The following is a 23,795-nucleotide window of genomic DNA, read 5'->3' on the forward strand; positions in this document are numbered from 1 at the left end:
ATTGTTCTTATTGGATTTATTCTGGTTGGCTTGCCGACGCGTAGACGACAAACTCCACCAACATCTCTTCTCGCGCTAACCCTGCAACCACCATGGCGGCGCGATTTGGGTACGGCGCTTCAAAATATTCCGCGTACACTTGGTTAACGGTTTTTAAGTATTCTCTGTCGGTCACGTAAATCAGGACCTGCAATACAGAGTCCAAAGACTCCCCGGCACACTCCAGGGTGTGAATGAGATTGTTAAAGGTTTGACGTGTTTGTGCTTCGATGCCGCCTTCCACAACCGCACCTGTGTCATCAATAGGAATTTGAGCCGTATATAGGGTTCCGTTGTTGACTATCGCCCATTCAAGCGGCGCTTTAGAAGCAAATAGACTGGTTTTTACTGGATGTTTTTTAGTAGGAGTATTCACGTGCCTTTCAACCTTTGTAACAGCTTTGTTTCAATATAGTTAAATGATGCACATTGACAGGCGATAAATCTAACGGTAAATTTTTTACATTTGATAAATAAAACTTATCACTTCATTGAGAATAACGTAAATAAAGGGATTAAGAGGCATTAGGGATGAGTATTAAGCTTCAACAATTAATGCATTTTGTGATGGTAGTCGAGGAAGGTGGGTTTCGAGCCGCTTCACATCGTGCAAATCGATCTCAGGCTGCGCTCTCCACGTCGATAAAAGAGCTAGAGAGAATGCTAGGACAAACGCTGTTTGAACCCGGCAACAAAACCAAATTAACGCCTTTTGGTGAGATTTGTTTGCCCAAGGTGGTTCAGTTTCTCAATATCTACAGTGCGCTGGACAACGATCTCAAAGCTGCCGCGGCCGGACAGCAAGGGAGAGTGCGAATTGCGAGCGTTCCTTCTGTTGCAGCGAAACTCATCCCGAGCGTGTTGGGTGCCTTTTGCGAGCAGTATCCAAATGTAGAAGTAAGCTTGATCGATGATAACGCGGCGGGCGTCGAGGCTCGCTTACTCTCCGGTGAAGTCGACTTGGCGCTCGGTAACCCCTCTCACCTTGATGAGGGCGGCATTGACTTTACGCCGCTGTTGTCCGACCCCATTGGCGTGGTGTGTTTAAAAGATAACCCTATTGCCAATCAAACAGAGGGAATCGAGTGGCAAACTTTGCTCGAACAGCCTTTTATTCGTAACGGCACCTGTACGCTTCTCGATCCAACCCCAGCCAGAGCGCTGAGTGAGCAAGCGCTCTATTCGGTCGAGAATATCACTTCGCTGTTTTCTGTCTTAGAACTTGGGATTGGTGTCACGACCCTACCGAAGCTTGCTTTCCCAACCAATGAAACACGCTTGGTTTGGATCCCGCTTATCGATCCACCGCTTGAAAGGCAAATTGGTATCTTTACGTTGACCGACCGCACGATCTCGCCTCAAGCTAAAGCGTTTCATGATTTGTGTGTACGTTATCTAAACTATCAAGATGAAGAAACGTAGTTCGAAGGTTTTAGCTAACAGTGGCTCCATTAGATTTTAGAGCCACTGTTATTTGATATTAAGTGACAGATCCGGTCATATGAAATGACGACGCTCTTATTGCACTTATTCTGGCTTGATATTCTGATTCATTCTGAACAAATTATTTGGATCAAACTTCTTCTTCACTTCTTGTAAACGCGCAAAGGTTGGACCGTAGGCAGACTCTGTACGTTCAGCTTCGTCTTGTGTAAGGAAATTGATATACGCTCCGCCACTTGCATAGGGCTTAGTCTTGGCAAAAAATTCCCTTGCCCAGCTGATGCAAGCTTCATCATCTTCTGCTAAATCCCATCTTCCATGTACATTTAATACATAGTTTGCATCACGGCTAGAATAAGCCATAGACTCGGGCTCAGGTCTAGAGGCAGCGCAGCCAAGAGAGGCGATAAAAATCTCACACTGAGGCGATGGTAACTTACCTGCGTATTCTATCGCTGCATCAATCACACCTTCGCTTAGCGAGTTAAAATTATGCGATTTCCAATAGTTACGTGCGCCCGGAGTAAGCAATGGATCAAACGCTTGCTGCCACGCCGCAAATGGCTGTACACCAACATGCTCACCATGTGCATCACCAAACTCTCTCAACGGTGCAATTAACTTCTCACCTTCAGCCGGGTCACCCGCATAACATATCGCGAGTACAACCACTTCTTTTCCGTGAACGCTTTCAGGTAAGAATGGGAGTGGCGGCGCTTTCCGACTCACCATCCAGACACTTAGATCATCAGGGGCCGACTCAGTGAATTTCGCAAACTGGGTGATAATGGATTTCGCTTGCTCAAATGGAAAGACAATGAGACCACTTAACACCTCTGGACCGACAGGATGTAGCTGGAATTCAAAACGCGTAACGATACCAAAGTTACCGCCGCCCCCACGTAACGCCCAGAACAAGTCGGCATTTTCTGCCTCATTCGCGAGCAGTTGACGACCATCTGCAGTTACTACATTTGCAGAGACCAAGTTGTCTATCGTCATACCATATTTTCGGCTCAACCAACCAAAACCACCACCAAGCGTTAACCCCGAAATTCCCGTGGTTGAATTAATGCCGACAGGCGTTGCTAATCCATATTTTTGTGTGGCCTCATCGACATCAGCCAACGTACAGCCAGGTTCAACGAAAGCCCTTCTTTCGCTTTCATCCACTTGAACATGATTCAAAAGCGACAAGTCGATCATCACACCATGATCGCAAACCGCATTGCCCGCAATATTATGCCCACCACCTCGGACCGAAAGTAGCTGATTGTTATCCCGAGCAAAGTTAACCGCCATCACGACATCATCGGCAGACTTGCAGCGAGCGATAACACCGGGACTGCGATCTATCATGCCATTCCAGATTTGACGAACTTCGTCGTACGTAGGATCTCCGGGCAAAACAACATCACCCTGAAATTGATTTTTGAAGTGTTCAATGGTTGCATTTTCTAGACTATTCATATTAGTTGCCTCTCACGTTTTACATGAGGCTTGCAAAGCACAATGCAACGACAAGCTAATACAAGTCCCTCACAATTAAACGTGACGTTTGAGTAGCTATTTTCAGCAAATAAACAAGGCCCCACAGTAACGATACCGTAGGGTCACAAATTCCCTTACTCTCTTGGGTTCGATAAAGCTGAAACACAGTTATAAAAATCAGATAGTTATAGCAATGATACCGCACCTCAAAGCACCTTCTGTATTCTTTACCCTGCGTGACACTCGCACCTAATTATTAATAAGTTCATTGTAAGTTTAGAATGCAATTTAGTTTCAGATATGAAACTTTGTCTTATAATTAATATTTTTAATAATTAATTATATTACCTTTATTTATCAATTAAATAGGATTATAAAAATATTTCGGACTGCGAATAGTGAATAGCCGTTAGAGGCAGTGATATTGAATTAAATTGAATAGCCTTCTTAGTGTTTTAGAAGACTATTGCGCTATTTATCAATGATATACCGCCACTTAAGGTGAGTTATTTACGACGATTTCGGTTCTTATACACCACGCAAAAGTTACCACGTTTGGTTCGGCATTTTGAGCAGCGCTCGCAATCCACTGGCGCTCGATTACCCTCTTTCCAGCGCTTTATTAACTGAGGCTCAGCCAATAAAGGACGTGACACAGCGAAAAATTGGATATCTGTGTTTTCTGCAATTTTCTCAATCGCATCAATGTCACTCAATCCGCCGACAGTAATCACCGGGATGCTCACATCTTGACTGATCACATGTCCATATTCGTGAAAATAGCCTTCTTCTTGTAGTGTGTAACCATCGAACGTTTCACCAACAAGCTCGTTTGCTTTGCCGTGAATATTGCCAGACACGATGATCGCATCAACGCCCACTTCTTCGAGTTTCTTACAAACGACGCGAGTTTCATCGAACGTTAAACCGCCGTCAAAGAATTCTGTCGCGGTAAGCTTCACAAGGATTGGGAAAGTATTCCCAACCAGCTTTCTGGTTTCAGAAAAAATTTCTAAAAGGAAACGCATGCGATTTTCTAAGCTACCACCGTATTCGTCTTCGCGACGATTATAGTACGTGCTTAAAAACTGGTTAATTAAGTAAGTGTGTGCCGCATGTATCTCTACGCCGTCAAAACCAGCGTCTTGAGCACGTTTACTCGCCAATGCGAATGCCTTTACGATGTAGTCAATTTCGTCTTTTGTCATCGCTTTGCCTTGCGTATTCGTGCCACGCTCAGGCACGTCACTCGGAGCGAAGATGACACGCTCACCGACGTTGTAGGTGGTTTTGGTTCCACCGTAAGCAATTTGCATTACGATTTTAGAATCGTGTTGATGTACTAGCTCTGTTAGCTTTTTGTATTCTTCAATAAAAGAGTCGTTGTAGATCCCCATCATCCCAGCGTTGGGTTTCTCTTCTTCCACGATATTGGCATAACCAGTAACAATTAAACCCACTTCACCTTTCGCCAACTCTTCGTAAATATCGTAAAGCTTATCCGTCATGTGGCCATCTTCGGTCGCCATGTTCTCCCACGTTGCGCTGCGCACAAAACGGTTCTTTAGGGTCATGTTGCCAATGCGGGCTTCGGAAAACAAAATGCTCAAAACCAGTCCTCTTAAATGTTGTCTTTATGGTTCTATCTTTTCCCAAGTAACCAAGAACAAAAAAGGAACAGCGATACACAACGTATGGCTGTTCCTTCTCTGAATCCGTGAGACCTGCAAACTACAGGCGCACCTTAATGCCTCGTGGGCGGCAAAACTTTAATCTGGATTAAGGTTTAGTGAGATAAGCTTGTAAGCAAAGCAACTCGGCCGATTTCTCAGTTTACCTTCACTCTACATTCTGGGGGTAAGATCTTTTCTTTTTCGAATGAGACTTCACAATCCACAAGAACGCTTCCTCCCCCATGTAGATAAAAGTAATCAAGCACGAAAAATACTTTATTATCACGCTCTCCATACTCTTCTACAAAAACGCCAGCACTCTGGTTGAAATCCAGTTTTTCATTATCTAGAGAAAGGGAGGAAACTCGAAATACATCATTTATTTCATAATCTGAACGATTAATTGTATCGACTTCAATCACTGGATTAATCTCCATGTTGTGGATAATAAGCCTAACAAGAGTATCTCCAATACGATAAGTTTCCACGGAGCTAACCGAGGACGGAACTTGGGCTAATACGTATGAAGAAATTGCAACAATTGAAAGAAGAGTAAAACGACGAAACATGAACCACGGCCATAGTTAAAATGGATAATCATATTATCTCTTTTAGGCATGAATTCGAGTCTAGCAAAGCATGTAGCTCTCAGAATGGGAGCTACATGGAAGTGATATTAAAGAACTTCAAACTCAATAAATAAACGGCAACGGAATAAGCTCTAATCCTAGTACACCACTAATCCCCATCACCACTAGCAGTGAGACTTTAAATACCGACTTTGACCAAGCGATGTAGTTGCTGTCATCAATGCTGCGAAAAGTCACTTTCGTCCACATAAAGCAAACGACCGCTGCAACCGCTAAGTATTCATACCCGGCTTCACCAAGTAAAAATAACCCCAACGATACGGCCCCAAACGCCACGACATACGCTTTCATGTGTCGATGCGCTTTATGAATGCCCTCTTTAACTGGTAATACGGGAATCCCGGCTTCTCGGTAGTCTTGCATCCGGAACATGGCAATCGCGTACGAGTGCGGCATTTGCCAGAGACAGAACATGGTAAAGAGTAAAATCGCTTCCAAGCTAATGAAGTTTGTTACCGCCAAGTAACCCACCAATGGCGGAACTGCGCCTGAGATACTTCCCACTAAGGTTCCATACACCGAGTTACGTTTGTACCACATCGTGTAAAAGAACACGTAATACACGTAGCCAAGCAACACGACGACAGCGGATAGTGGGTTCACTCGGATAAATAACAGTGCGGTGCCTACCAGCAATAAAGCAAGTGCATAAACAAACGCAATATCGATATTGATGTTGCCTTTCACTGTTTCACGACTTCGTGTACGTGCCATCTTTTGGTCGATATCACGATCGAAAATATTATTCACCACACAACCTGAAGCGATGACTAACCCCACACCAACTAACGTTGTAACGAACAACATTAGACTAGCTGGTTCTGTTTTTGCGGCGAGGAAGAACCCCGCCGCAACAGAAATCAGGTTGCCGAAAATAATGCCCGGTTTGGTGATAGACAAATAACTTTTCAGCATACCTTGACCTACAACTTCATGTTGACGTTCATGTTGTAGATGATCCATACCGAGCCAGCGATAAGGATAAGTACAACAATGGCGGTAAACATCAGTGATACAAGGTTCCAACGTCCGTCGGATGTTTTTGTTTCCATGTGCAAGAAGTATTTAAAGTGAACAAATATCTGCACTAATGCACATCCAAATAGAATCGCATAGGTCGTTGTATCTGGTAATGATTTCGTCCAAACAAAGTAGAACGGAATTACCGTCAGAATCAGTGAGGCAATAAAGCCTTTCACATAATCTGACGCACTGGTTTCTACATGTTGATCCATTACATTACCCCCAGTAAGTAAACGATGGTAAAGACACAAATCCAAACGATATCTAGAAAGTGCCAGAATAGGCTTAAGCAGTTAAAGCGCATTGCCATATTGTCGTTTAGACCTTTCGTCGACAGTTGATGGTACGCTACCGCTAACCAAATCAGACCAAAGGTTACGTGCAGGCCGTGCGTACCAACCAAAGTAAAGAATGCCGACAGGAATGCACTTGTTTGTGGGCCATAGCCTTCTTCAATCAGGTGATGGAACTCATAGACCTCCATACAGATAAAGCCAAGACCAAGCGCGAACGTGGCTAACATCCAACGTTTGAGACCAGCAACGTTGTTGCGCTTCATCGCGATAATGCCAAAACCAAATGTGATACTGCTAAACAGCAGCAGCATGGTTTCGACAAAAACGAATGGGAGTTCGAAAATGTCTTTACCTGTTGGGCCCGCAATTGAATTGCTCGACAGCACGGCGTAAGTCGCGAACAAGGTCGCAAACAATACACAGTCGCTCATCAGGTAAACCCAAAAGCCAAATAGCTTGTTGCCATTCGTGTTATGGTGGTGATCATGGTCGTGATGTGCTGCGAGATTAGTTTGCATACGTCACCTCCAGATCATCTTTACTTTCGCTGTCTTTCACTGAGTTTTTCTTCGCTTCTTCAAGCTGAGCTCGACGCTCGGCCTCAATTGCTTTGATCTCTTCAACTTCCACGTAGTAATCCACGTCATCGTTGTAGCTGTGCTGAATACACGTCACGATAATACCGACCAAACTTGCTGCCGCTAGCCACCAGATGTACCAAATCATGCCGAAGCCAAATAGGAGCGACCAAGCCGACACGTAGATGCCTGTTGCCGTGTTTTTTGGCATATGAATACGTTCGTATTCCACTTCTTTAGTTGGATCGAACTCGCCACTTTGTTTCTGGTACCAGAAGGCATCCAGCACATCACCTTTTGGTAGGTGTGCAAAGTTGTAGAACGGCGGTGGAGACGATGTTGCCCACTCAAGAGTACGACCACCCCACGGATCACCAGTTAGGTCACGGTTTTGCTCGCGGTCACGGATACTCACGTAAATTTGGATGAACTGAGACAATACGCCCAGCGCGATCACAACCGTACCTGCTGCGGCAATCGATAACAGTGGGAAGTATTCAGGGTTGATGTCTTGGCTTAAACGACGAGTCATCCCCATAAAGCCCAGCGCGTAAAGCGGTAGGAACGCCATTAAGAAACCAATAATCCAAAGATAGAACGCGCGTTTGCCCCAAGTTTCATTCATTGTGAAACCTGTCGCTTTCGGGAACCAGTAAGTGATCGCAGCGAAACATCCAAACACCACACCACCGATGATAACGTTGTGGAAGTGAGCGATAAGGAATACTGAGTTATGCAGAACGAAATCTGCGCCCGGAACAGCCATTAGTACGCCCGTCATACCACCAACAGTAAAGGTGATCAGGAAGCCCACTGTCCACATCATTGGCGTCGTAAAGCGGATGCGGCCTTTGTACATGGTGAATAGCCAGTTGAAGATCTTCACCCCTGTTGGGATAGAAATAATCATCGTGGCAATACCGAAGAAGGCATTTACGTTCGCGCCAGATCCCATCGTAAAGAAGTGGTGTAGCCAAACGACAAACGCAAGAATCGTGATAACTACGGTAGCCCAAACTAGCGATGTGTAACCGAACAACTTTTTACGTGAGAAGGTTGCGGTGACCTCTGAGAACACACCAAAAATTGGCAAGATCAAAATGTACACTTCTGGATGGCCCCAAGCCCAAATCAGGTTGACGTACATCATTACGTTGCCGCCAAGATCATTGGTAAAGAAATGCATGCCTAGGTATCTATCCAGCGTTAGCAGAGCGATAGTCACCGTTAGGATTGGGAATGAAATGATGATCAAAATGTTTGCACACAGAGACGCCCAAGTGAAAACTGGCATCTTCATCATTGGCATAGACGGTGTACGCATACGCAAAATGGTCGCGAAGAAGTTCACGCCTGTTAACGTCGTACCGACACCTGATATCTGCAGCGCCCAAATCCAATAGTCGACCCCGACTCCTGGGCTAGCCTCAATACCTGAAAGCGGCGGATACGCCAACCAACCGGTGCGACCAAATTCACCTAAGCCGAGAGACATGTTTGTTAGAATGACACCAACAACAAACAGCCAGAAGCTCAAGTTATTCAGATACGGGAAAGCTACGTCACGCGCACCAATCTGTAATGGCACGATGATGTTCATCAGACCAATAACCAATGGCATCGCTACGAAGAAGATCATGATCACGCCATGGGCAGTAAAAATTTGATCGTAGTGATGCGGTGGCAAGTAACCTGCTTCACCCGCAGAAGAAAGGAGTTGCTGACTACGCATCATGACTGCGTCAGCAAAACCACGAACAAGCATCACCATCGCTACTGCGATGTACATGAAGCCAAGTTTTTTATGGTCTACTGAAGTAAACCATTCATTCCACAAATATTGCCACTTTCCGGCTTTAGTTACCGCGTAAACTACGGCTAAACCAACCAGCGCCACAACCGCTAAGGTGATGACGATAATAGGTTCGTGGAATGGAACTGAATCAAGAGTTAATCTTCCAAACATTACGATTATCCTTGGTTTTCAGGCAAACAGTTCATTGAACCAGGATGCTGAGTCACAACGTCGGTGAACAAGAACGGAGGAACGCTAGAGAACAAAGTGACTGGCTCTGCGATACTTGGCGCTGCCAGTGAGCTGTATTGCTCCCAATCTTCAATACGATCAGGGCTCGCCTTCACTTTCTGCACCCAATTTAGGAACGCAGCACGATCAGACATTGCAGAGGCTGTGAACTTCATTTGCGAAAAGCCTTCGCCGCTGTAGTTCGATGCAAAACCCTTGTAGTCACCTTCGTGGTTCGCTATCAGGTTGAGCTTGGTTACCATGCCTGGCATCGCGTAGATCTGTGTACCTAAGCGAGGTATGAAAAACGCGTTCATGATGTTGTCCGAAGTCAGTTTGAACTGCACTGGCACGTCTTTCGGGAACGCCACATAGTTCACCGTCGCAATGTTTTCCTCTGGATAGATGAACAACCATTTCCAATCGAGTGACACCACTTCGATGGTCATTGGTTTAACATCACTTTCCAAAGGTTTGGATGGCTCTAGTTCATGAGTCGAACGCCATGTGATCGTCGCAAGAATCGCAATGATGATGATTGGAATTGTCCATACCACCACTTCGATTTTGGTCGAGTGTGACCACTCGGGTGCGTACTCTTCTTCAGTGTTAGAGGCGCGGTATCGGTAAGCGAAGTAAATCGTCATTAGAATCACAGGGATTACAACGATCAACATCAGCAAAAGAGCAGTAATAATTAGCTCTTTTTCCTGCACACCAATGGCACCTTTGGGGTCAAGTAAAGCTGAATTACATCCTGAGAGCATAAGTATGACGGACGCCAAACTTCCCCTCGACAAGATGCGTTTATATCTTGAGGCTTCCATTAACTTTCTCGATGGTTGTCTGGTTTCAAAGCCAATGCCAATCACAGTAAATAAGAGCTCAGAAACAGCGCAGGGGAATGTTTGATAAAAAGGCAAAAATTTTGATAAGTATTTATTCTACTTACAAATTTTTCAGCGCCGTTATCAAGCATCTTAACCAGCTAGAATGAACAATTACTTGCTACGATTGGTATCAAGCTAAGAACCAGTTGTTATAGTCATTAGAATGTTTATGTGTTGAGCATGAGTAACGTCGGGATCAGAGCGAAACAAAACGGAATTGAGTGGAGATCAAAACCACACTATTAGTGTGAGTTTATTGTTACACTTTGAAACACAATGTTACATTTGGCGCATTATGAGGAGTAAAAAGTTAAAGCTCATTAGCCACAACTGGAAACTAACCTTCCATTAATGAAACTCACACTCTTTCAATAGGACATTAACCTCAACACGAACTTCACGTGCTTCAAAGTTAATGTCTTTTGAAACAGACAGTTGCAAATTCATTTTGATGAGACTGGCTATCAACTGCATTTACATAGATAGCTTGATTACGAAGGGGAAATTAAAAGTGGAAAATTGTGATCAATATCAAATTAATGATTTCACTTAGTATTTGAGTGGTATTTACTTCTCATTATTTACTTTTGGCAAACCATTCGCAGGGTGAATCCAAACATGAGTAATAAACACACTTACGTTGCCCAGAACTGGCTCTCGGAAAAATAGGAAATGTTGAAAGGGAAAGAAGCTTGTCATTCCGGTCTGTGGGGCCTAACCCTAGGGCTTTACATACGAATGCCTCCATCCACTTCTAAAACTCTGCCAGTAAAGTAATCACTCTCAAGAATGTATTTTACTGCATGCGCGATTTCACTTGTTTCACCCATCCTTCCAATTGGGATCATCTTTTCTAGCCGTTCTATGGCTTCTGGTTTCATTTGCTCTGCCATCGCGGTATGTACCACACCTGGTGCAATCGCCGCCGCGCGGATACCGTATCTTGCTAACTCACGGGCCCACGTTGTCGCCATGGTTGCGACCGCCGCTTTAGATGCAGAATAATTGGTTTGACCGATATTCCCTGCTCTCGCGACACTAGAAATATTGATGATAACGCCTTGTGAGCCGCTCTCAATCATCTTAACGGCAGCTTCACGCCCACACAAAAATGTCCCCGTAACGTTGACGTTCATGACCAAATTGAATTGATCCAAAGACATCTTACTGATCACGCCGTCTTTTGATTTTACAAGTAACCCATCTCTTAGCACGCCAGCGTTATTGACTAGCCCATTGAGTTGGCCAAAATCTTGGATAACCGCGTCAAACGTGGTTTCAACGTCGATTTCGCTCGTTACATCCACTTGATAAGTCAACGCTTTTGCGCTCAGCATCCGGCACTGCTCTTGTGTTTCCATTAAACCGCTAGCGTTTACATCTAATAACGCTAAATCTGCACCGGCTTGAGCAAGCGTAATTGCCATCATTTGCCCAAGTCCTTGCCCTGCACCTGTAATGGCAATGACACTATTTTTAATATCCATAGTTACTGCACTCCATCGCTAATAATGTTCCCTATTTCAAGCCTGTTTAGGTGGTCCGAAATGATGAGTTTTACTTCACCATTTCAGACGGCTTTGTAGCAAAACTCAGTCTAGCCTTTCTTCCTCTTGTAAAACTCAAACAAGCTTGAGAAGTCGATCTCGCCGTGGCCGCTCGCGTTGTGGAAAGAATATAGATTACGCGCCAGTGAGCCCATAGGAACCGAAGAGTGTGTTTGTAACGCCGCATCTAACCCCAAACCGAGATCTTTCAACATGAGTTTGCTCATAAAGCCCGGTTGGTAATCGTTGCTGGCTGGTGCACTGTCCATCACTCCTGGGCAAGGATTATAAAGCTCCAATGCCCAATTTCGGCCAGAGCTTTGCAGCATGATGTTTGATAACACTTTGGGATCGAGCCCATGATCGATACCTAGATTTAGCGCCTCGCACGTACCAGACATTAAAATGCCGAGCATAAGGTTGTTACAGATTTTCGCCATTTGACCATCGCCCGCTTTACCGGCATGGAAAACATTTTTTCCCATGTACTGCAAAATGGCATTGGCTTTAGAAAATGCTTCATCCGAGCCACCAACAATAAAGGTTAATGTCGCCGCTTTAGCGCCGGCAACACCACCCGAAACGGGCGCGTCGACAAACAGCACGCGTTTATTTGCCGCTTCATTGGCGACTAATCGCGCAGAGTCCGGATCAATGGTTGAACAATCAATCATCAAGGTACTTGGCGAGACAAGATTGAGGACACCTACGCCGCCGTGTAAGTCGCCAAGATACACGGAACGAACGTGAGATCCTGCTGGTAGCATCGTGATGACCGTGCTTGCACCATCCACGACTTCCTCGATAGAGCTCGCCACCACCGCACCAAAAGGTGCAAGTTGCTTTGCTGCTTCGCTATCGACATCGAATACTTGCACGTTAAATCCAGACGCTAATAAGTTTTGCGCCATCGGATGCCCCATTCTTCCTAAACCGATAAATGCGATGGTACTCATGATCATTCTCCTTATTGACCTAGTGTTTGTTCACCCAAATCAGCAAGCGGATGTTCGTCATCCGGCCAAAGTGAGGTAAACAAGGTATCGATGACATCTTCATCGACTTCACTGACACTGTTAAACATCCAGTTAGGTTCGCCATCCCGGTCAATAAGCCGAGAACGGACGCCCTCTTTAAACTCACCTAATAAGGCGCTGCGAACCGATAAACTCAGCTCCAATCGGAAGCAATCTGCAAGTGGTAAGCTGTGGTATTCTTTCACTTGTCTGAAGCAAATATGTGCGGTGATCGGACTGCCCGCGGCGAACGTTTGTTTCGCGTTTTCTATCCACTGACTGTTCCCTTCGATAGCCATGATTCGCTGTGCTATTGCATTAAGATCAAAGCCTTTGCACGCTTCCTCTATCTGATCTAAGTATGGACAAATTTGCGTGGTTGGTTTGCTATCAATAACCTGTTCTTCCATTAATTGTAGTAGCGCAGTTACCAACTCTTTCGCATCTTCTTTGCCCCACTGGAGCCGCTTTAGCTCATCCAGTAAGGTGGGATACTGCTCTTCCAACAGTAACCAATCGGCCAAACCAATAGTGACAGCGTCACTTGAATTCACCATTGAACCTGTCAATCCGAGGAATAAACCCACTTGCGGATCTATCTGGCTTAAAAACCATGTACCTCCCACATCGGGATACAGTCCAATATTAATTTCTGGCATAGCAAGGCGTGATGTTGTTGTCACAACTTTGTGGCTGGTTCCCATAAAAAGTCCCATTCCACCGCCCATGACAATACCTTCTCCCCAACCGATAATAGGCTTGTTGTAAGTGTGAATGAGATAGTCACACTCATACTCCAACGAGAAATAGTCCGTACAGAACTCTACGATTTTTTCTTTACTCTCGTTATGCATGACGTGATACATAGCTCGAACATCGCCACCAGCACAGAATGCTTTTTCTCCAGCGCCAGTGAGTACCACACAAGTCACATGCGGATCGTCTTGCCACTTGATAAGCTGATCGTTGAGTTGGACCAACATGTCATACGTCAATGCATTCAATGAAGCGGTGTTGTCTAACGTTGCGATACCAATGCGGTGCACGCCATCTAAGCACTCTATTTCACTGATGGTTACCATCCCTGCCATGTGGCCTCCTATCGGTTTTTCCATTGCGGTGGGCGTTTTTCTAAAAAGGCGCGAACACCCTCAACTTGATCTTCCGTATCAAAAAGATTCAGAAACAACTCTCGCTCTTTCATTAAGCCGTGCTTAAGTGGCGCAGAGCGCATATTTTGAATGAGCGCCTTACATGCGGCGACAGAAGATGGTGACTGGTTCGCAACAGATTCAGCAAGCTCCAACGCTTTACTTAACGCTTCGCCTTTGGGAACCAACTCCTCAGCCAAGCCTAGTTCTTTTGCTTTGTCAGCGCTAACTTGTTCTCCACATAAAATGATGCGCTTTGCCCAGCCTTCTCCTACTAACGCTGTGAGGTTTTGGGTACCGCCAGCGCAGGGCAAAAGTCCGACTTTGGCTTCAGGTAAAGCAAGTACCGCTTGCTCTTCAACTACTCGAATATCACAAGCTAATGCCACTTCTAAACCTCCGCCCATGGCGTAACCATTAATGGCGGCAATGGAAACACCACGGAATTCCGAGAGTGTTTCAAACGCTTCACCAAAGCATCGCGCCATGTCTAACGCAACCGCTTTGTCACCATCAGAAAATAGCTTGAGATCCGCACCAGCAGAGAAAAACTTTTCTCCACTGCCGGTTAAAACCAGTGCGTAGACCTGCTTATCATCGTTAAGTGTGAGTATCAGCGACTTCAGTGCCTTGAGGCTCTCTGCTGTCCACGTATTGGCTGGCGGGTTGTTCATCGTCACCACCGCAACGTGATTAGCGATCGTATGTTGAATGGCTTCTTGGGTTAATGGCATATATGAATCCTTTCTCAATGAACAAATCCAATACTTCGCTACAGCAAGGTCGACTCCTCAGAGAGCAAACGGCGCGCGATGATTAAACGCATGATTTCGTTCGTTCCCTCCAGAATTTGATGCACACGCACATCTCTGAAATGACGTTCCATTGGATACTCTTTGATATAACCATAGCCGCCATAAAGCTGCAGCGCTTGGTCGCAAACCTGAAAGCCCACATCGGTTGCGAACCGTTTTGCCATCGCGCAATAAGCAGTGGCATCTGGGTCATTTCGGTCGAGTTTACTGGCGGCATAGCGCACCAACTGCCGCGCAGCCACTAGCTCTGTCGCCATGTCTGCCAATTTGAATTGTAAGGCTTGAAACTGCGCAAGCGGCTTGCCGAACTGCTTACGTTCTTGAATATACCGTGCCGCCTGATTAAGGGCCTGTTGCGCCGTACCGACGGAGCAGGTCGCAATATTTATACGCCCTCCATCAAGCCCTTTCATCGCAAAGACAAAACCTTGACCTTCTTCGCCAAGTAAATGGCTAGCTGGAACAACGACATTTTCAAAAGTAACCGCTCGTGTTGGTTGGCTATTCCAACCCATTTTGGGTTCTTTGCGCCCATAGCTGATACCACCTGTTTGAGCAGGAACAACAAATGCAGACACGCCTTTGGCACCCGCTTCTCCGGTTCTCGCCATCACGACCAAAACATCTGTCTCTCCTGCGCCAGAGATAAAGGTTTTGCCGCCGTTGATGACATACTTATCTCCCTTTTTTGTAGCGGAAGTGGTCAGTGCAGCGGCGTCTGATCCTGCGTTGGGCTCGGTTAAGCAATAGGAGCCTAACCATTCCCCCGTAACTAACTTCGGACAGAACTGCGTTTTGGCTTCATCGGTAGCAAAACTGGCTATCATCCAACTGACCATGTTGTGAATCGTCATAAACGCCGTAGTGGACGTACATCCCATGGCCAGTTGTTCAAAGATAATTGAAGCATCTAAGCGACTCAGCCCTAGGCCACCTTGCGCTTCTGGAGTGTAGAGACTGAGAAACCCCAGTTCTCCCGCCTCTCTAAATACGTCTTTGGGGAAGATCTGTTTTTCATCCCACTCCGCCGCCATCGGTGCTAAACGCTCATCGGAAAATTGCTGAGCGGTATCGGCAAATGCACGTTGATCTTCATTAAGTTCAAAGTCCATAAAAGCTCCTTCTATTCACTCAGCGCAGTTGGATGGTCAAATTAGGCCCCGTTGGAATATCGTCATCAAACCAACGTGCCGTCACCGTTTTAGTCTCGGTATAAAAACGTACCGCTTGTTTACCATACGCATGCAAATCGCCATAGAAACTGCCTCTCCAACCAGTAAAGGAGAAAAATGGTAAAGGGACTGGAATTGGCACATTGATCCCCACTTGACCGACTTGAATGTCATGCTGATATTTTCTTGCAGCAGCACCATTAGCGGTAAATATGGAAGTGCCGTTACCGTAAGGGTTGCGATTCACCAACTCAATGGCCTCTTGCAACGTTTCGACTTCCATACAAACTAAAACGGGGCCAAATATCTCTTGCGTGTAAATCGACATATTCGCTGTTACACCGCTAAACAAGGTTGGGCCAATCCAGTTTCCATCGGGAAAGCCTTCCACTTCACACTGACTGCCATCCAGTTCACACACTGCGCCTTGTTGTTTGCCATCTTCAATTAGGTCCAATACGCGTTGTTTGGCTTGTTCACTGATGAGTGGGCCATAAGCAGCTTGCTCATCGTCCCAAGGCCCTGGGTGTACTTTCGCCATTGCCTGTTTGAGGTCTGTAATCCATTGTTTTGAATCGCCGACAAATACCGCAACAGAAATTGCCATACAACGCTGCCCCGCCGCCCCAACGGAGGACCCCACTAGGTTATTCACCACTTGTTCCTTGTTCGCATCAGGCATGATCACCATGTGATTTTTAGCACCAGCAAAAGCTTGAACGCGTTTAAAGTGTTTCGTACCCGTGGTGTAGATATAACGGGCAACAGGAACCGAGCCAACAAATGACACCGCTCGAATGTCAGGATGAGCCAGTAGAAAGTCGACTTGGTCTTTGCAACCGTGAACGATTTGCAACACTCCTTTCGGCGCGCCAGCTTGCTCAAATAGTTCGGCTAGACGGATAGAAGTCAACGGCACTTGTTCGGAAGGTTTAAGCACAAACGTATTGCCCGCAGCGATAGCGATTGGGAACATCCACAACGGAATCATGGCAGGAAAGTTAAACGGCGTGATGCCGCAACACACACCTAGGGGCTGAATCATTGAGTAACTATCAATATCCGTGGCAACGTTTTCGACGGTTTCGCCCATCATGTTGCTGGCAATGTTTGCAGCCTGCTCAACAACCTCTATGCCTCGCCACACATCGCCTTTAGCATCCGCTAAAATCTTACCCGTTTCATGAGAAAGCAGTGTGGCAAGCTCATCATGATGTTCTTTGAGAAGGTGCTGATAACGAAGCATGACTCTAGCACGCTCAGATACTGCCACTTCCTTCCAGGATTGGAATGTCTCTTTCGCATTATCAATGGCGGCTTCCATCTCGTGATCCGTAGAGCAGGGAACGTACGCAATGACATCATTAGTGGCAGGATTAGTCACTTCAACCCAATCCGAAGTTTGAGATTCACGAAACTCTCCACCAATAAACAAGGGAACCAAACGAGTCATCATTTACTCCTTTCTGATTTCAATTAAAGCGGTATTTCAATGCCTATCGCCGTTGCCTCTCCACCACCGATACAAAGTGACGCAACGCCTCGCATCACTTTTTTGGCGTCTAGATCACCGTCGGTACCTAAAGCTTGTAGCTGACGCAAACTATGAATCAATGTCACCAGAATTCGAGCGCCACTTGCGCCTATCGGATGCCCGAGTGCACACGCTCCGCCTTTAATATTAACTTTGCTTATATCAAGCCCAAGTTCTGCTACCGCGATTTGTGTCACGACAGCAAAGGCTTCATTGATTTCCCACAGATCCACTTCGTCAATTGACCAATCCAATTGGGACAACAACTGTTCAATCGCATAAACGGGAGCCAAAGTATATTCAGCAGGTTTTCTGGCGTGTGTGGCGTGAGACTTGATAACGGCGAGTGGCTCAAGACCTTGGTGGAGCACAGTCTCTTCATCCATTAGAACAAGCGCTGCAGCGCCATCGGAAATCGCACTCGAATTAGCAGCGGTCACTGTGCCTTTTTTATCAAATGCAGGTTTGAGTTGAGGGATTTTATCCAGATCAATCGAGCGCGGGTGCTCATCGTAATCCAGCGTTCCTTGTTCAGACTTGGTGTTGAGTTCAATCGGTGAGAGCTCGTCGGCAAATAAGCCTCGCTCTTGAGCTTCCAACGCACGTTTTGCCGACATCACTGCCCATTCGTCCATTTGCTCTCTGGTAAACTTAAGCCTGTCTGCGACGTGCTGAGCATAAACACCCATTAAGTGCCCTTCGTACGCATCTTGCAATCCATCGAGAAACATATGGTCATACGTCGACTGGTGGCCCATGCGCATTCCCTTTCTCGCCTCTTTCAATAAATACGGCGCATTGGTCATACTCTCCATACCACCAGCAATGGCCGTTCGAATCGTTCCAGCTTTGATAAGATCGTGCGCCAACATGACGCTCTTCATGCCGGAGCCACACACTTTGTTGATAGTCGTGCACCCTACACTCATGGGTAAATCCGCACCAATTGCCGCTTGTCTCGCCGGGGCTTGCCCACAACCCGCGGGGAGCACACATCCCATGAAAACTTCATCTACAGATGTCACATTCACTTCGTGCATTGCCGCCTTGATCGCCAGTGCGCCTAATTGGGGAGCGGAGTAAGTTTGCAACTTTCCTTGAAAGCGCCCGATCGGCGTTCTCTTCGCGCTGACAATCCAGATGTCTTTTTCCATGATTCGCATTCCCTTGAGGTATATGTGAACACTAGACTGACTGATAACGCCCTTGCATGACATTGCTTACCAAGTGCTACGCCAGTCTTTGTCGCCCTTTCTCACTGACAAACTTTCATACTGCGATTTCTTGACGTTTACGTAAGCATAGCACTAGCCTTTACAATGAGATGAAAAAACACACCAAGTAGGCGTTTATCTTTCAAAATTTGCGTTCGGCCTTTCCGTTGAAGGTTCGATTTCCAGAAACTGGATTTTTATTCGAGGTAAGTATGTTATGGAAAAATACAAGATCAGTGACCTCGCCAAGGAGTTTGATATTACCACTCGCAGTATCCGGTTTTATGAGGACGTAGGTCTGATTGAACCAGAGCGAAAAGGCAACATGCGCGTTTATCAACGCAGAGATAAAATTCGTCTCAAACTGATTTTAAGAGGGAAACGGCTCGGTTTTTCACTGGCAGAAATTCGTGAACTTTTCGAGCTCTATGACATGCAACAAACCGAAGGACAGTTATTGAAAATGCTCAATATCATTGAAGAGAAACAAGCCGTCCTACAACAGCAACTCAATGACATCAGCGTCGTAATGGCAGAGTTGAATGCCGCTAAAGAACGCTGTATTCAAACACTCAAAAGCAAAGAGACATAACCGCTATACTCAAATAGCGACACTGCAATCGGCTTTTCCACCTTTCTGATATCGGGAGACGTTATGAAAAGCACCTACGCCCCACTGAATTTCGGACTTGGTGATACCATCGATATGCTCCGAGACCACGTTAATGCCTTTGCTACGGAACATATTGCTCCCATCGCCGCAGATATAGACCGCGATAACCAGTTTCCGAACCATTTGTGGCCTTTGTTTGGAGAAATGGGGCTGCTCGGTGTCACCGTCGATGAAGAACTTGGTGGTGCAGGCATGGGATACCTTGCTCACGTTGTGGCGATGGAAGAGATCAGCCGAGCCTCTGCCTCCGTCGCTTTAAGCTACGGCGCTCATTCTAATCTGTGCGTCAATCAGATTTTTCGCAATGGCACGCCTTCTCAACGCAAGAAATACCTTCCCAAACTCATCGACGGTACGCACGTTGGCGCCCTAGCTATGAGTGAGCCCAATGCCGGTTCAGACGTGATAAGCATGCAACTGAAAGCGGAGAACAAGGGCGACTATTTTGTACTGAATGGCAACAAAATGTGGATCACCAACGGTCCCGACGCTGACATAGTGGTGCTTTACGCTAAAACGGATGTCAATGCAGGTTCACGAGGTATTACCGCATTCATTGTTGAACGCAACATCGAAGGTTTCAGCCATGCTCAAAAGCTGGACAAACTAGGCATGAGGGGCTCGAACACTTGCGAACTTGTATTTAACAATTGCGTAGTGCCGAAAGAGAATATTCTTGGCGATCTGAATCAAGGCGTCGAGGTGTTAATGAGTGGGCTGGATTACGAGCGCGTCGTCCTCGCTGCCGGACCACTCGGGATAATGCAAGCTTGCATGGACATTGTGGTCCCGTACATACATGAACGAAAGCAGTTTGGAAAATCCATTGGCGAGTTTCAGTTAGTTCAGGGCAAGATCGCCGATATGTACTCTCGAATGAGTGCAGCAAAAGCGTATGTATATACCGTCGCAGCGGCTTGTGATCGAGGTAACGCAACACGCAAAGATGCCGCAGGAGCGATTCTGTACAGTGCAGAACTCGCCACACAAATGGCACTTGATGCAATACAGTTGCTCGGTGGGAATGGCTACATCAATGAATACCCTGCTGGTCGTTTGCTACGTGATGCAAAGCTTTATGAAATCGGCGCGGGTACCTCAGAGATTCGCCGCATGTTAATAGGCCGAGAACTGTTCGAAGAATCTCGCTAAGGGAACATACGACAAGGAAGTCATTATGGCCATTATCAAAAGTAAAACTAAGCCAACTGACGAGTTATTTCTTTCCAATAAAGCTGCGATGGAAACGTTGATCACTCAACTGAATCAACACATCGAGACCATCAAACAGGGAGGCGGTGAAAAAGCCATTCAGCACCAGAGGCAAAAAGGAAAACTCCCCGCACGAGAACGCATCGCGCGCTTGCTTGATGACAACACTGACTTTCTTGAAATCAGCCAGTTTGCCGCCTGGCAAGTGTATGACGAATCCATCCCCTGCGCTGGCGTTATCGCCGGCATTGGTTTCATAGCGGGGATTCAATGTATGGTCATCGCCAACGATGCTTCGGTAAAAGGCGGAACCTACTACCCACTCACGGTAAAAAAACACCTTAGAGCGCAAGAGATAGCCCAACGTTGCCAACTCCCCTGCGTGTACTTGGTGGACTCCGGTGGCGCAAATCTCCCTCATCAGTCCGACGTCTTCCCCGACAAAGAACACTTTGGTCGCATTTTCTTTAACCAAGCGAGGATGTCAGCAAAAGGCATCCCTCAGGTTGCTGTTGTGATGGGGCTTTGCACTGCTGGGGGCGCATATGTTCCTGCCATGGCGGATGTGTCCATTATGGTCAAAGAGCAAGGCACCATATTTTTGGCGGGACCGCCTCTGGTGAAAGCGGCCACTGGCGAAGTCGTGACGGGTGAAGAGCTCGGCGGTGCAGACGTGCATTGTCGTAAATCTGGTGTTGCTGATTATTACGCTGAAAATGATGAGCATGCCCTAATGCTTGCTCGAGAAGCCATTGCCAATGCCAATAGAGCGAAATCGATTAAGCCGGAAAACACCGTGCTACCTCCCCGCTACGATGCTGAAGAAATCTACGGAATCGTGAATGCCAACTTACGACTATCATTCGACGTTCGAGAAATCATTGCCCGCATCGTCGATGATTCTGATTTTGACGAATTCAAAGCCTTGTACGGCAGAACGTTAGTGTGTGGCTTTGCTCGCATTCACGGACACTTGATCGGTATTGTGGCAAACAACGGTATCTTGTTTTCTGAATCGGCACAAAAAGGCGCGCACTTTATTGAACTTTGCGCCAAACGGAAAACACCGCTTCTCTTTCTCCAAAACATTACCGGATTTATGGTCGGGAAAAAGGTGGAAGAAGAAGGCATCGCAAAACATGGCGCCAAGCTGGTGATGGCCGTCGCTTGTGCTGACGTACCGAAGTTTACCGTGATCATCGGTGGGTCGTACGGCGCTGGCAATTATGGCATGTGCGGCCGAGCTTATGATCCAACCATGATGTGGATGTGGCCTAACGCGCGTATTTCTGTGATGGGCGGAGAACAAGCGGCAGGCGTCTTAACACAAGTTCGAAAAGACGCGAAGGAACGCCAGGGAGAAGCGTGGTCAGAGCAAGAAGAACACACTTTTAGAGAATCAATCATAGACTTGTATGAAACACAAGGACATCCCTATTTTGCGAGCGCTCGGCTATGGGATGACGGAATTATTGACCCCAAACAAACGCGTCAGGTGTTGAGTCAGGCGCTAACGGCAGCATTAAATGCCCCCATTCCTGATAGCGAGTTTGGCGTCTTCAGAATGTAAATATCCAGAGATAAATTAAGGAAGTAAGTATGCAGGAAATGCAACCAAGCATTATTCCCAACGCCCAAAGACAAGATGATGTTCTTTGGCATGTCGATGACAATGGCGTAGCGACCATCACTCTAAACAGAACAGCCAAGCACAATGCTTTTGATGCTTGTACGATCGACTTGCTGATCCACCGCCTAGATTATCTCGCTTTACGAACGGATGTGCGATGCTTGGTATTAAAAAGTAACGGCAAGCACTTTTCATCCGGGGCCGACCTGAATTGGATGCAGTCGATGGCCGACAGCACGAGGCAAGATAATTTCGTTGATGCCCAAAACTTGGCAAGACTCATGGAAACACTAGATTCGTTCCCTCAACCCACCATCGCGGTTGTACAAGGCTCCGCTTATGGCGGCGCGCTGGGATTGATTTGTTGCAGTGATATCGCCATCGCGAGCCAATGTGCCAACTTTTGCTTAAGTGAAGTTAAGCTTGGTTTAGTTCCGGCAACCATTGCACCCTACGTCATGCGCGCGATGGGGAATCGACAAGCTAGACGTTATATTTTAAGTGGTGAAGTCATTTCAGCCGAGGATGCCGAACGGTTTGGTATTGTGCACGAAGTGAAAGAAGCCAAACAACTTGAAAATGCGGTCGATAGCGTGATCAAGACGTTACTACTTAATAGCCCAGATGCGATGCGCAAAGCGAAAACGCTCTGTCACCAATGTCATCAAAACCCCATCGATCAACAACTGATTCACTATACCAGCAAGCTCATTGCGGACATTAGGGTATCGCCACAAGGCCAAGATGGCTTGCAAGCGTTTCTTGAAAAACGAAGCCCAAGTTGGGTAACCAAATCACAGGACAAGTAATGCTGCCTTCCAAAGTAAATATTGTCGAAGTAGGTCCACGAGATGGGTTGCAAAATGAATCTCCTGTTGCGACCCAGACTAAAATCCGGTTGATCAACTTACTCTCTGATACTGGGCTAACGCATATTGAGGCGGGCTCTTTTGTTTCGCCCAAATGGGTGCCACAAATGGCGGACTCAACAGAGGTCATGAAAGCAATAACAAGGCGAAATAATGTTACTTATTCTGCCCTGACACCAAACCTAAAAGGCTTCGAACAAGCCTTGGAGGCTGGTGTCAATCAGGTCGCAATTTTCACTTCATCATCAGAAGGATTCTGCCAACACAATATCAATTGCTCGATTGCAGAAAGTTTAACTCGCTTCGAGCCTGTAATGCGATTAGCCACCAAACACGGCATCCCTGTTCGAGGTTATCTATCCTGCGTTGCCGATTGCCCTTACGACGGTCCAACAGCCCCTAAACAGGTGGCGAGCGTGACCAAATCGCTCATCGATTTAGGGTGCTATGAGGTGTCTCTAGGTGACACCATCGGCACAGGCACGCCAAATCGAATTGCAGCCATGCTGGAAGCCGTCATGTTGGTTACACCTCTCCCCCAACTTGCTGTCCATTTCCACGATACATGGGGACAAGCGCTCGCCAATATTCATCAAGCATTAAGTATGGGCATCAATACCATCGACAGTAGTGTAGCTGGGCTAGGTGGATGCCCATACGCTCATGGGGCCTCGGGGAATGTCGCGACGGAGGATGTACTGTATTTATGCCAAGGATTAGGGATCGAAACGGGGATCGACTTGGAGCTGTTAGCAAAAGCTGGCTGGATGATCAGCGAAGAGCTTAATCGAGAACCCACGTCAAAAGTATCGCTAGCTTTGCGTAACCGTATGACATCTCTAACATAAGACGT

General features: G+C 46.5%; 22 protein-coding genes. 6 read left to right on the forward strand and 16 right to left on the reverse strand.

The genetic code is table 11. The features are described 5' to 3' along the window. Positions 1-16 precede the first annotated feature (16 nt). The gene (locus L3V27_RS04605) at positions 17-415 is read right to left on the reverse strand and encodes a RidA family protein (protein WP_005375789.1); all 399 of its coding nucleotides are present in this window, start codon (positions 413-415) and stop codon (positions 17-19) included. A gap of 155 nt (positions 416-570) precedes the next feature. On the opposite strand from L3V27_RS04605, the gene L3V27_RS04610 reads away from it, so the two are divergent. Then, on the forward strand, positions 571-1,461 hold the full coding sequence (locus L3V27_RS04610) for a LysR family transcriptional regulator (protein ID WP_104973784.1): 891 nt from the start codon (positions 571-573) through the stop codon (positions 1,459-1,461). 105 nt (positions 1,462-1,566) lie between these two features. On the opposite strand, the gene L3V27_RS04615 is transcribed toward L3V27_RS04610, so the two are convergent. From L3V27_RS04615 to L3V27_RS04685, 15 genes are all read right to left on the reverse strand, one after another. Beyond that, on the reverse strand, positions 1,567-2,952 hold the full coding sequence (locus L3V27_RS04615) for an FAD-binding oxidoreductase (RefSeq protein ID WP_124008032.1): 1,386 nt from the start codon (positions 2,950-2,952) through the stop codon (positions 1,567-1,569). 527 nt (positions 2,953-3,479) lie between these two features. Further along, a complete protein-coding gene (locus tag L3V27_RS04620) occupies positions 3,480-4,583 on the reverse strand; it encodes an NADH:flavin oxidoreductase (protein ID WP_237311140.1) in 1,104 nt (367 codons plus the stop codon). Positions 4,584-4,801: 218 nt separating this feature from the next. Further along, a complete protein-coding gene (locus tag L3V27_RS04625; RefSeq protein ID WP_237311141.1) occupies positions 4,802-5,215 on the reverse strand; it encodes a hypothetical protein in 414 nt (137 codons plus the stop codon). A gap of 123 nt (positions 5,216-5,338) precedes the next feature. Beyond that, entirely contained in the window at positions 5,339-6,259 is a 921-nt protein-coding gene (cyoE, locus tag L3V27_RS04630) for a heme o synthase (protein ID WP_237311143.1), read from the reverse strand. Beyond that, positions 6,220-6,531 (reverse strand): cytochrome o ubiquinol oxidase subunit IV, encoded by a 312-nt coding sequence (gene cyoD / locus L3V27_RS04635; protein ID WP_012842490.1) that lies wholly within the window; start codon positions 6,529-6,531, stop codon positions 6,220-6,222. The genes cyoE and cyoD overlap by 40 nt, the downstream gene beginning before the upstream one ends. Continuing rightward, a complete protein-coding gene (gene cyoC / locus L3V27_RS04640; protein ID WP_237311145.1) occupies positions 6,531-7,133 on the reverse strand; it encodes a cytochrome o ubiquinol oxidase subunit III in 603 nt (200 codons plus the stop codon). The genes cyoD and cyoC overlap by 1 nt, the downstream gene beginning before the upstream one ends. Beyond that, complete coding sequence (gene cyoB / locus L3V27_RS04645) at positions 7,123-9,159, reverse strand: cytochrome o ubiquinol oxidase subunit I (RefSeq protein WP_005375781.1); 2,037 nt, start codon at positions 9,157-9,159, stop codon at positions 7,123-7,125. Before cyoB ends, cyoC begins: the two co-directional genes overlap by 11 nt. 5 nt (positions 9,160-9,164) lie before the next feature. Then, a complete protein-coding gene (gene cyoA / locus L3V27_RS04650; RefSeq protein WP_005388604.1) occupies positions 9,165-10,046 on the reverse strand; it encodes a ubiquinol oxidase subunit II in 882 nt (293 codons plus the stop codon). A gap of 791 nt (positions 10,047-10,837) precedes the next feature. After that, positions 10,838-11,596, reverse strand: a complete 759-nt coding sequence (locus L3V27_RS04655; RefSeq protein ID WP_065646176.1) for an SDR family oxidoreductase — start codon at positions 11,594-11,596, stop codon at positions 10,838-10,840. A gap of 110 nt (positions 11,597-11,706) precedes the next feature. Next, positions 11,707-12,612, reverse strand: coding sequence for a 3-hydroxyisobutyrate dehydrogenase (mmsB, locus tag L3V27_RS04660; protein WP_237311146.1), 906 nt, complete (start codon positions 12,610-12,612; stop codon positions 11,707-11,709). An 11-nt stretch (positions 12,613-12,623) separates the two neighbouring features. Further along, positions 12,624-13,763 (reverse strand): enoyl-CoA hydratase/isomerase family protein, encoded by a 1,140-nt coding sequence (locus L3V27_RS04665; protein WP_048625200.1) that lies wholly within the window; start codon positions 13,761-13,763, stop codon positions 12,624-12,626. 8 nt (positions 13,764-13,771) lie between these two features. Further along, positions 13,772-14,557 (reverse strand): enoyl-CoA hydratase, encoded by a 786-nt coding sequence (locus tag L3V27_RS04670; protein ID WP_006742441.1) that lies wholly within the window; start codon positions 14,555-14,557, stop codon positions 13,772-13,774. 38 nt (positions 14,558-14,595) lie between these two features. After that, positions 14,596-15,750 (reverse strand): acyl-CoA dehydrogenase family protein, encoded by a 1,155-nt coding sequence (locus L3V27_RS04675; protein WP_237311148.1) that lies wholly within the window; start codon positions 15,748-15,750, stop codon positions 14,596-14,598. A 19-nt stretch (positions 15,751-15,769) separates the two neighbouring features. Beyond that, entirely contained in the window at positions 15,770-17,263 is a 1,494-nt protein-coding gene (locus L3V27_RS04680; protein WP_225461178.1) for a CoA-acylating methylmalonate-semialdehyde dehydrogenase, read from the reverse strand. Between the two features lie 23 nt (positions 17,264-17,286). After that, on the reverse strand, positions 17,287-18,498 hold the full coding sequence (locus tag L3V27_RS04685; protein ID WP_237311150.1) for a thiolase family protein: 1,212 nt from the start codon (positions 18,496-18,498) through the stop codon (positions 17,287-17,289). Positions 18,499-18,775: 277 nt separating this feature from the next. On the opposite strand from L3V27_RS04685, the gene L3V27_RS04690 reads away from it, so the two are divergent. From L3V27_RS04690 to L3V27_RS04710, 5 genes are all read left to right on the forward strand, one after another. Then, on the forward strand, positions 18,776-19,150 hold the full coding sequence (locus tag L3V27_RS04690) for a MerR family DNA-binding transcriptional regulator (protein WP_012842485.1): 375 nt from the start codon (positions 18,776-18,778) through the stop codon (positions 19,148-19,150). Positions 19,151-19,213: 63 nt separating this feature from the next. Continuing rightward, positions 19,214-20,383 (forward strand): isovaleryl-CoA dehydrogenase, encoded by a 1,170-nt coding sequence (locus L3V27_RS04695; protein ID WP_134645805.1) that lies wholly within the window; start codon positions 19,214-19,216, stop codon positions 20,381-20,383. 25 nt (positions 20,384-20,408) lie between these two features. Further along, the gene (locus L3V27_RS04700) at positions 20,409-22,013 is read left to right on the forward strand and encodes a carboxyl transferase domain-containing protein (RefSeq protein WP_237311151.1); all 1,605 of its coding nucleotides are present in this window, start codon (positions 20,409-20,411) and stop codon (positions 22,011-22,013) included. 29 nt (positions 22,014-22,042) lie between these two features. Next, positions 22,043-22,882: an enoyl-CoA hydratase-related protein gene (locus tag L3V27_RS04705; protein WP_048625205.1), complete on the forward strand. Its 840-nt coding sequence runs from the start codon at positions 22,043-22,045 to the stop codon at positions 22,880-22,882. Continuing rightward, positions 22,882-23,790 (forward strand): hydroxymethylglutaryl-CoA lyase, encoded by a 909-nt coding sequence (locus L3V27_RS04710; RefSeq protein WP_237311558.1) that lies wholly within the window; start codon positions 22,882-22,884, stop codon positions 23,788-23,790. Before L3V27_RS04705 ends, L3V27_RS04710 begins: the two co-directional genes overlap by 1 nt. The last annotated feature ends 5 nt before the right edge of the window (positions 23,791-23,795 follow it).

The organism is Vibrio sp. J2-3(2022), from assembly GCF_021725735.1.
Taxonomy (GTDB): Bacteria; Pseudomonadota; Gammaproteobacteria; order Enterobacterales; family Vibrionaceae; genus Vibrio; species Vibrio diabolicus.

Excerpts from the sequence above, each read along its gene's own strand:
- L3V27_RS04625 (WP_237311141.1), bottom strand. The coding sequence starts at position 5,215 with ATGTTTCGTCGTTTTACTCTTCTTTCAATTGTTGCAATTTCTTCATAC.
- L3V27_RS04700 (WP_237311151.1), top strand. The coding sequence starts at position 20,409 with ATGGCCATTATCAAAAGTAAAACTAAGCCAACTGACGAGTTATTTCTT.
- cyoC (WP_237311145.1), bottom strand. The coding sequence starts at position 7,133 with ATGCAAACTAATCTCGCAGCACATCACGACCATGATCACCACCATAAC.
- L3V27_RS04705 (WP_048625205.1), top strand. The coding sequence starts at position 22,043 with ATGCAGGAAATGCAACCAAGCATTATTCCCAACGCCCAAAGACAAGAT.
- cyoE (WP_237311143.1), bottom strand. The coding sequence starts at position 6,259 with ATGGATCATCTACAACATGAACGTCAACATGAAGTTGTAGGTCAAGGT.
- L3V27_RS04655 (WP_065646176.1), bottom strand. The coding sequence starts at position 11,596 with ATGGATATTAAAAATAGTGTCATTGCCATTACAGGTGCAGGGCAAGGA.
- L3V27_RS04685 (WP_237311150.1), bottom strand. The coding sequence starts at position 18,498 with ATGGAAAAAGACATCTGGATTGTCAGCGCGAAGAGAACGCCGATCGGG.
- L3V27_RS04670 (WP_006742441.1), bottom strand. The coding sequence starts at position 14,557 with ATGCCATTAACCCAAGAAGCCATTCAACATACGATCGCTAATCACGTT.
- L3V27_RS04610 (WP_104973784.1), top strand. The coding sequence starts at position 571 with ATGAGTATTAAGCTTCAACAATTAATGCATTTTGTGATGGTAGTCGAG.
- cyoD (WP_012842490.1), bottom strand. The coding sequence starts at position 6,531 with ATGGATCAACATGTAGAAACCAGTGCGTCAGATTATGTGAAAGGCTTT.
- cyoA (WP_005388604.1), bottom strand. The coding sequence starts at position 10,046 with ATGGAAGCCTCAAGATATAAACGCATCTTGTCGAGGGGAAGTTTGGCG.
- L3V27_RS04675 (WP_237311148.1), bottom strand. The coding sequence starts at position 15,750 with ATGGACTTTGAACTTAATGAAGATCAACGTGCATTTGCCGATACCGCT.
- L3V27_RS04695 (WP_134645805.1), top strand. The coding sequence starts at position 19,214 with ATGAAAAGCACCTACGCCCCACTGAATTTCGGACTTGGTGATACCATC.
- mmsB (WP_237311146.1), bottom strand. The coding sequence starts at position 12,612 with ATGAGTACCATCGCATTTATCGGTTTAGGAAGAATGGGGCATCCGATG.
- L3V27_RS04615 (WP_124008032.1), bottom strand. The coding sequence starts at position 2,952 with ATGAATAGTCTAGAAAATGCAACCATTGAACACTTCAAAAATCAATTT.
- cyoB (WP_005375781.1), bottom strand. The coding sequence starts at position 9,159 with ATGTTTGGAAGATTAACTCTTGATTCAGTTCCATTCCACGAACCTATT.
- L3V27_RS04680 (WP_225461178.1), bottom strand. The coding sequence starts at position 17,263 with ATGACTCGTTTGGTTCCCTTGTTTATTGGTGGAGAGTTTCGTGAATCT.
- L3V27_RS04665 (WP_048625200.1), bottom strand. The coding sequence starts at position 13,763 with ATGGCAGGGATGGTAACCATCAGTGAAATAGAGTGCTTAGATGGCGTG.
- L3V27_RS04690 (WP_012842485.1), top strand. The coding sequence starts at position 18,776 with ATGGAAAAATACAAGATCAGTGACCTCGCCAAGGAGTTTGATATTACC.
- L3V27_RS04710 (WP_237311558.1), top strand. The coding sequence starts at position 22,882 with ATGCTGCCTTCCAAAGTAAATATTGTCGAAGTAGGTCCACGAGATGGG.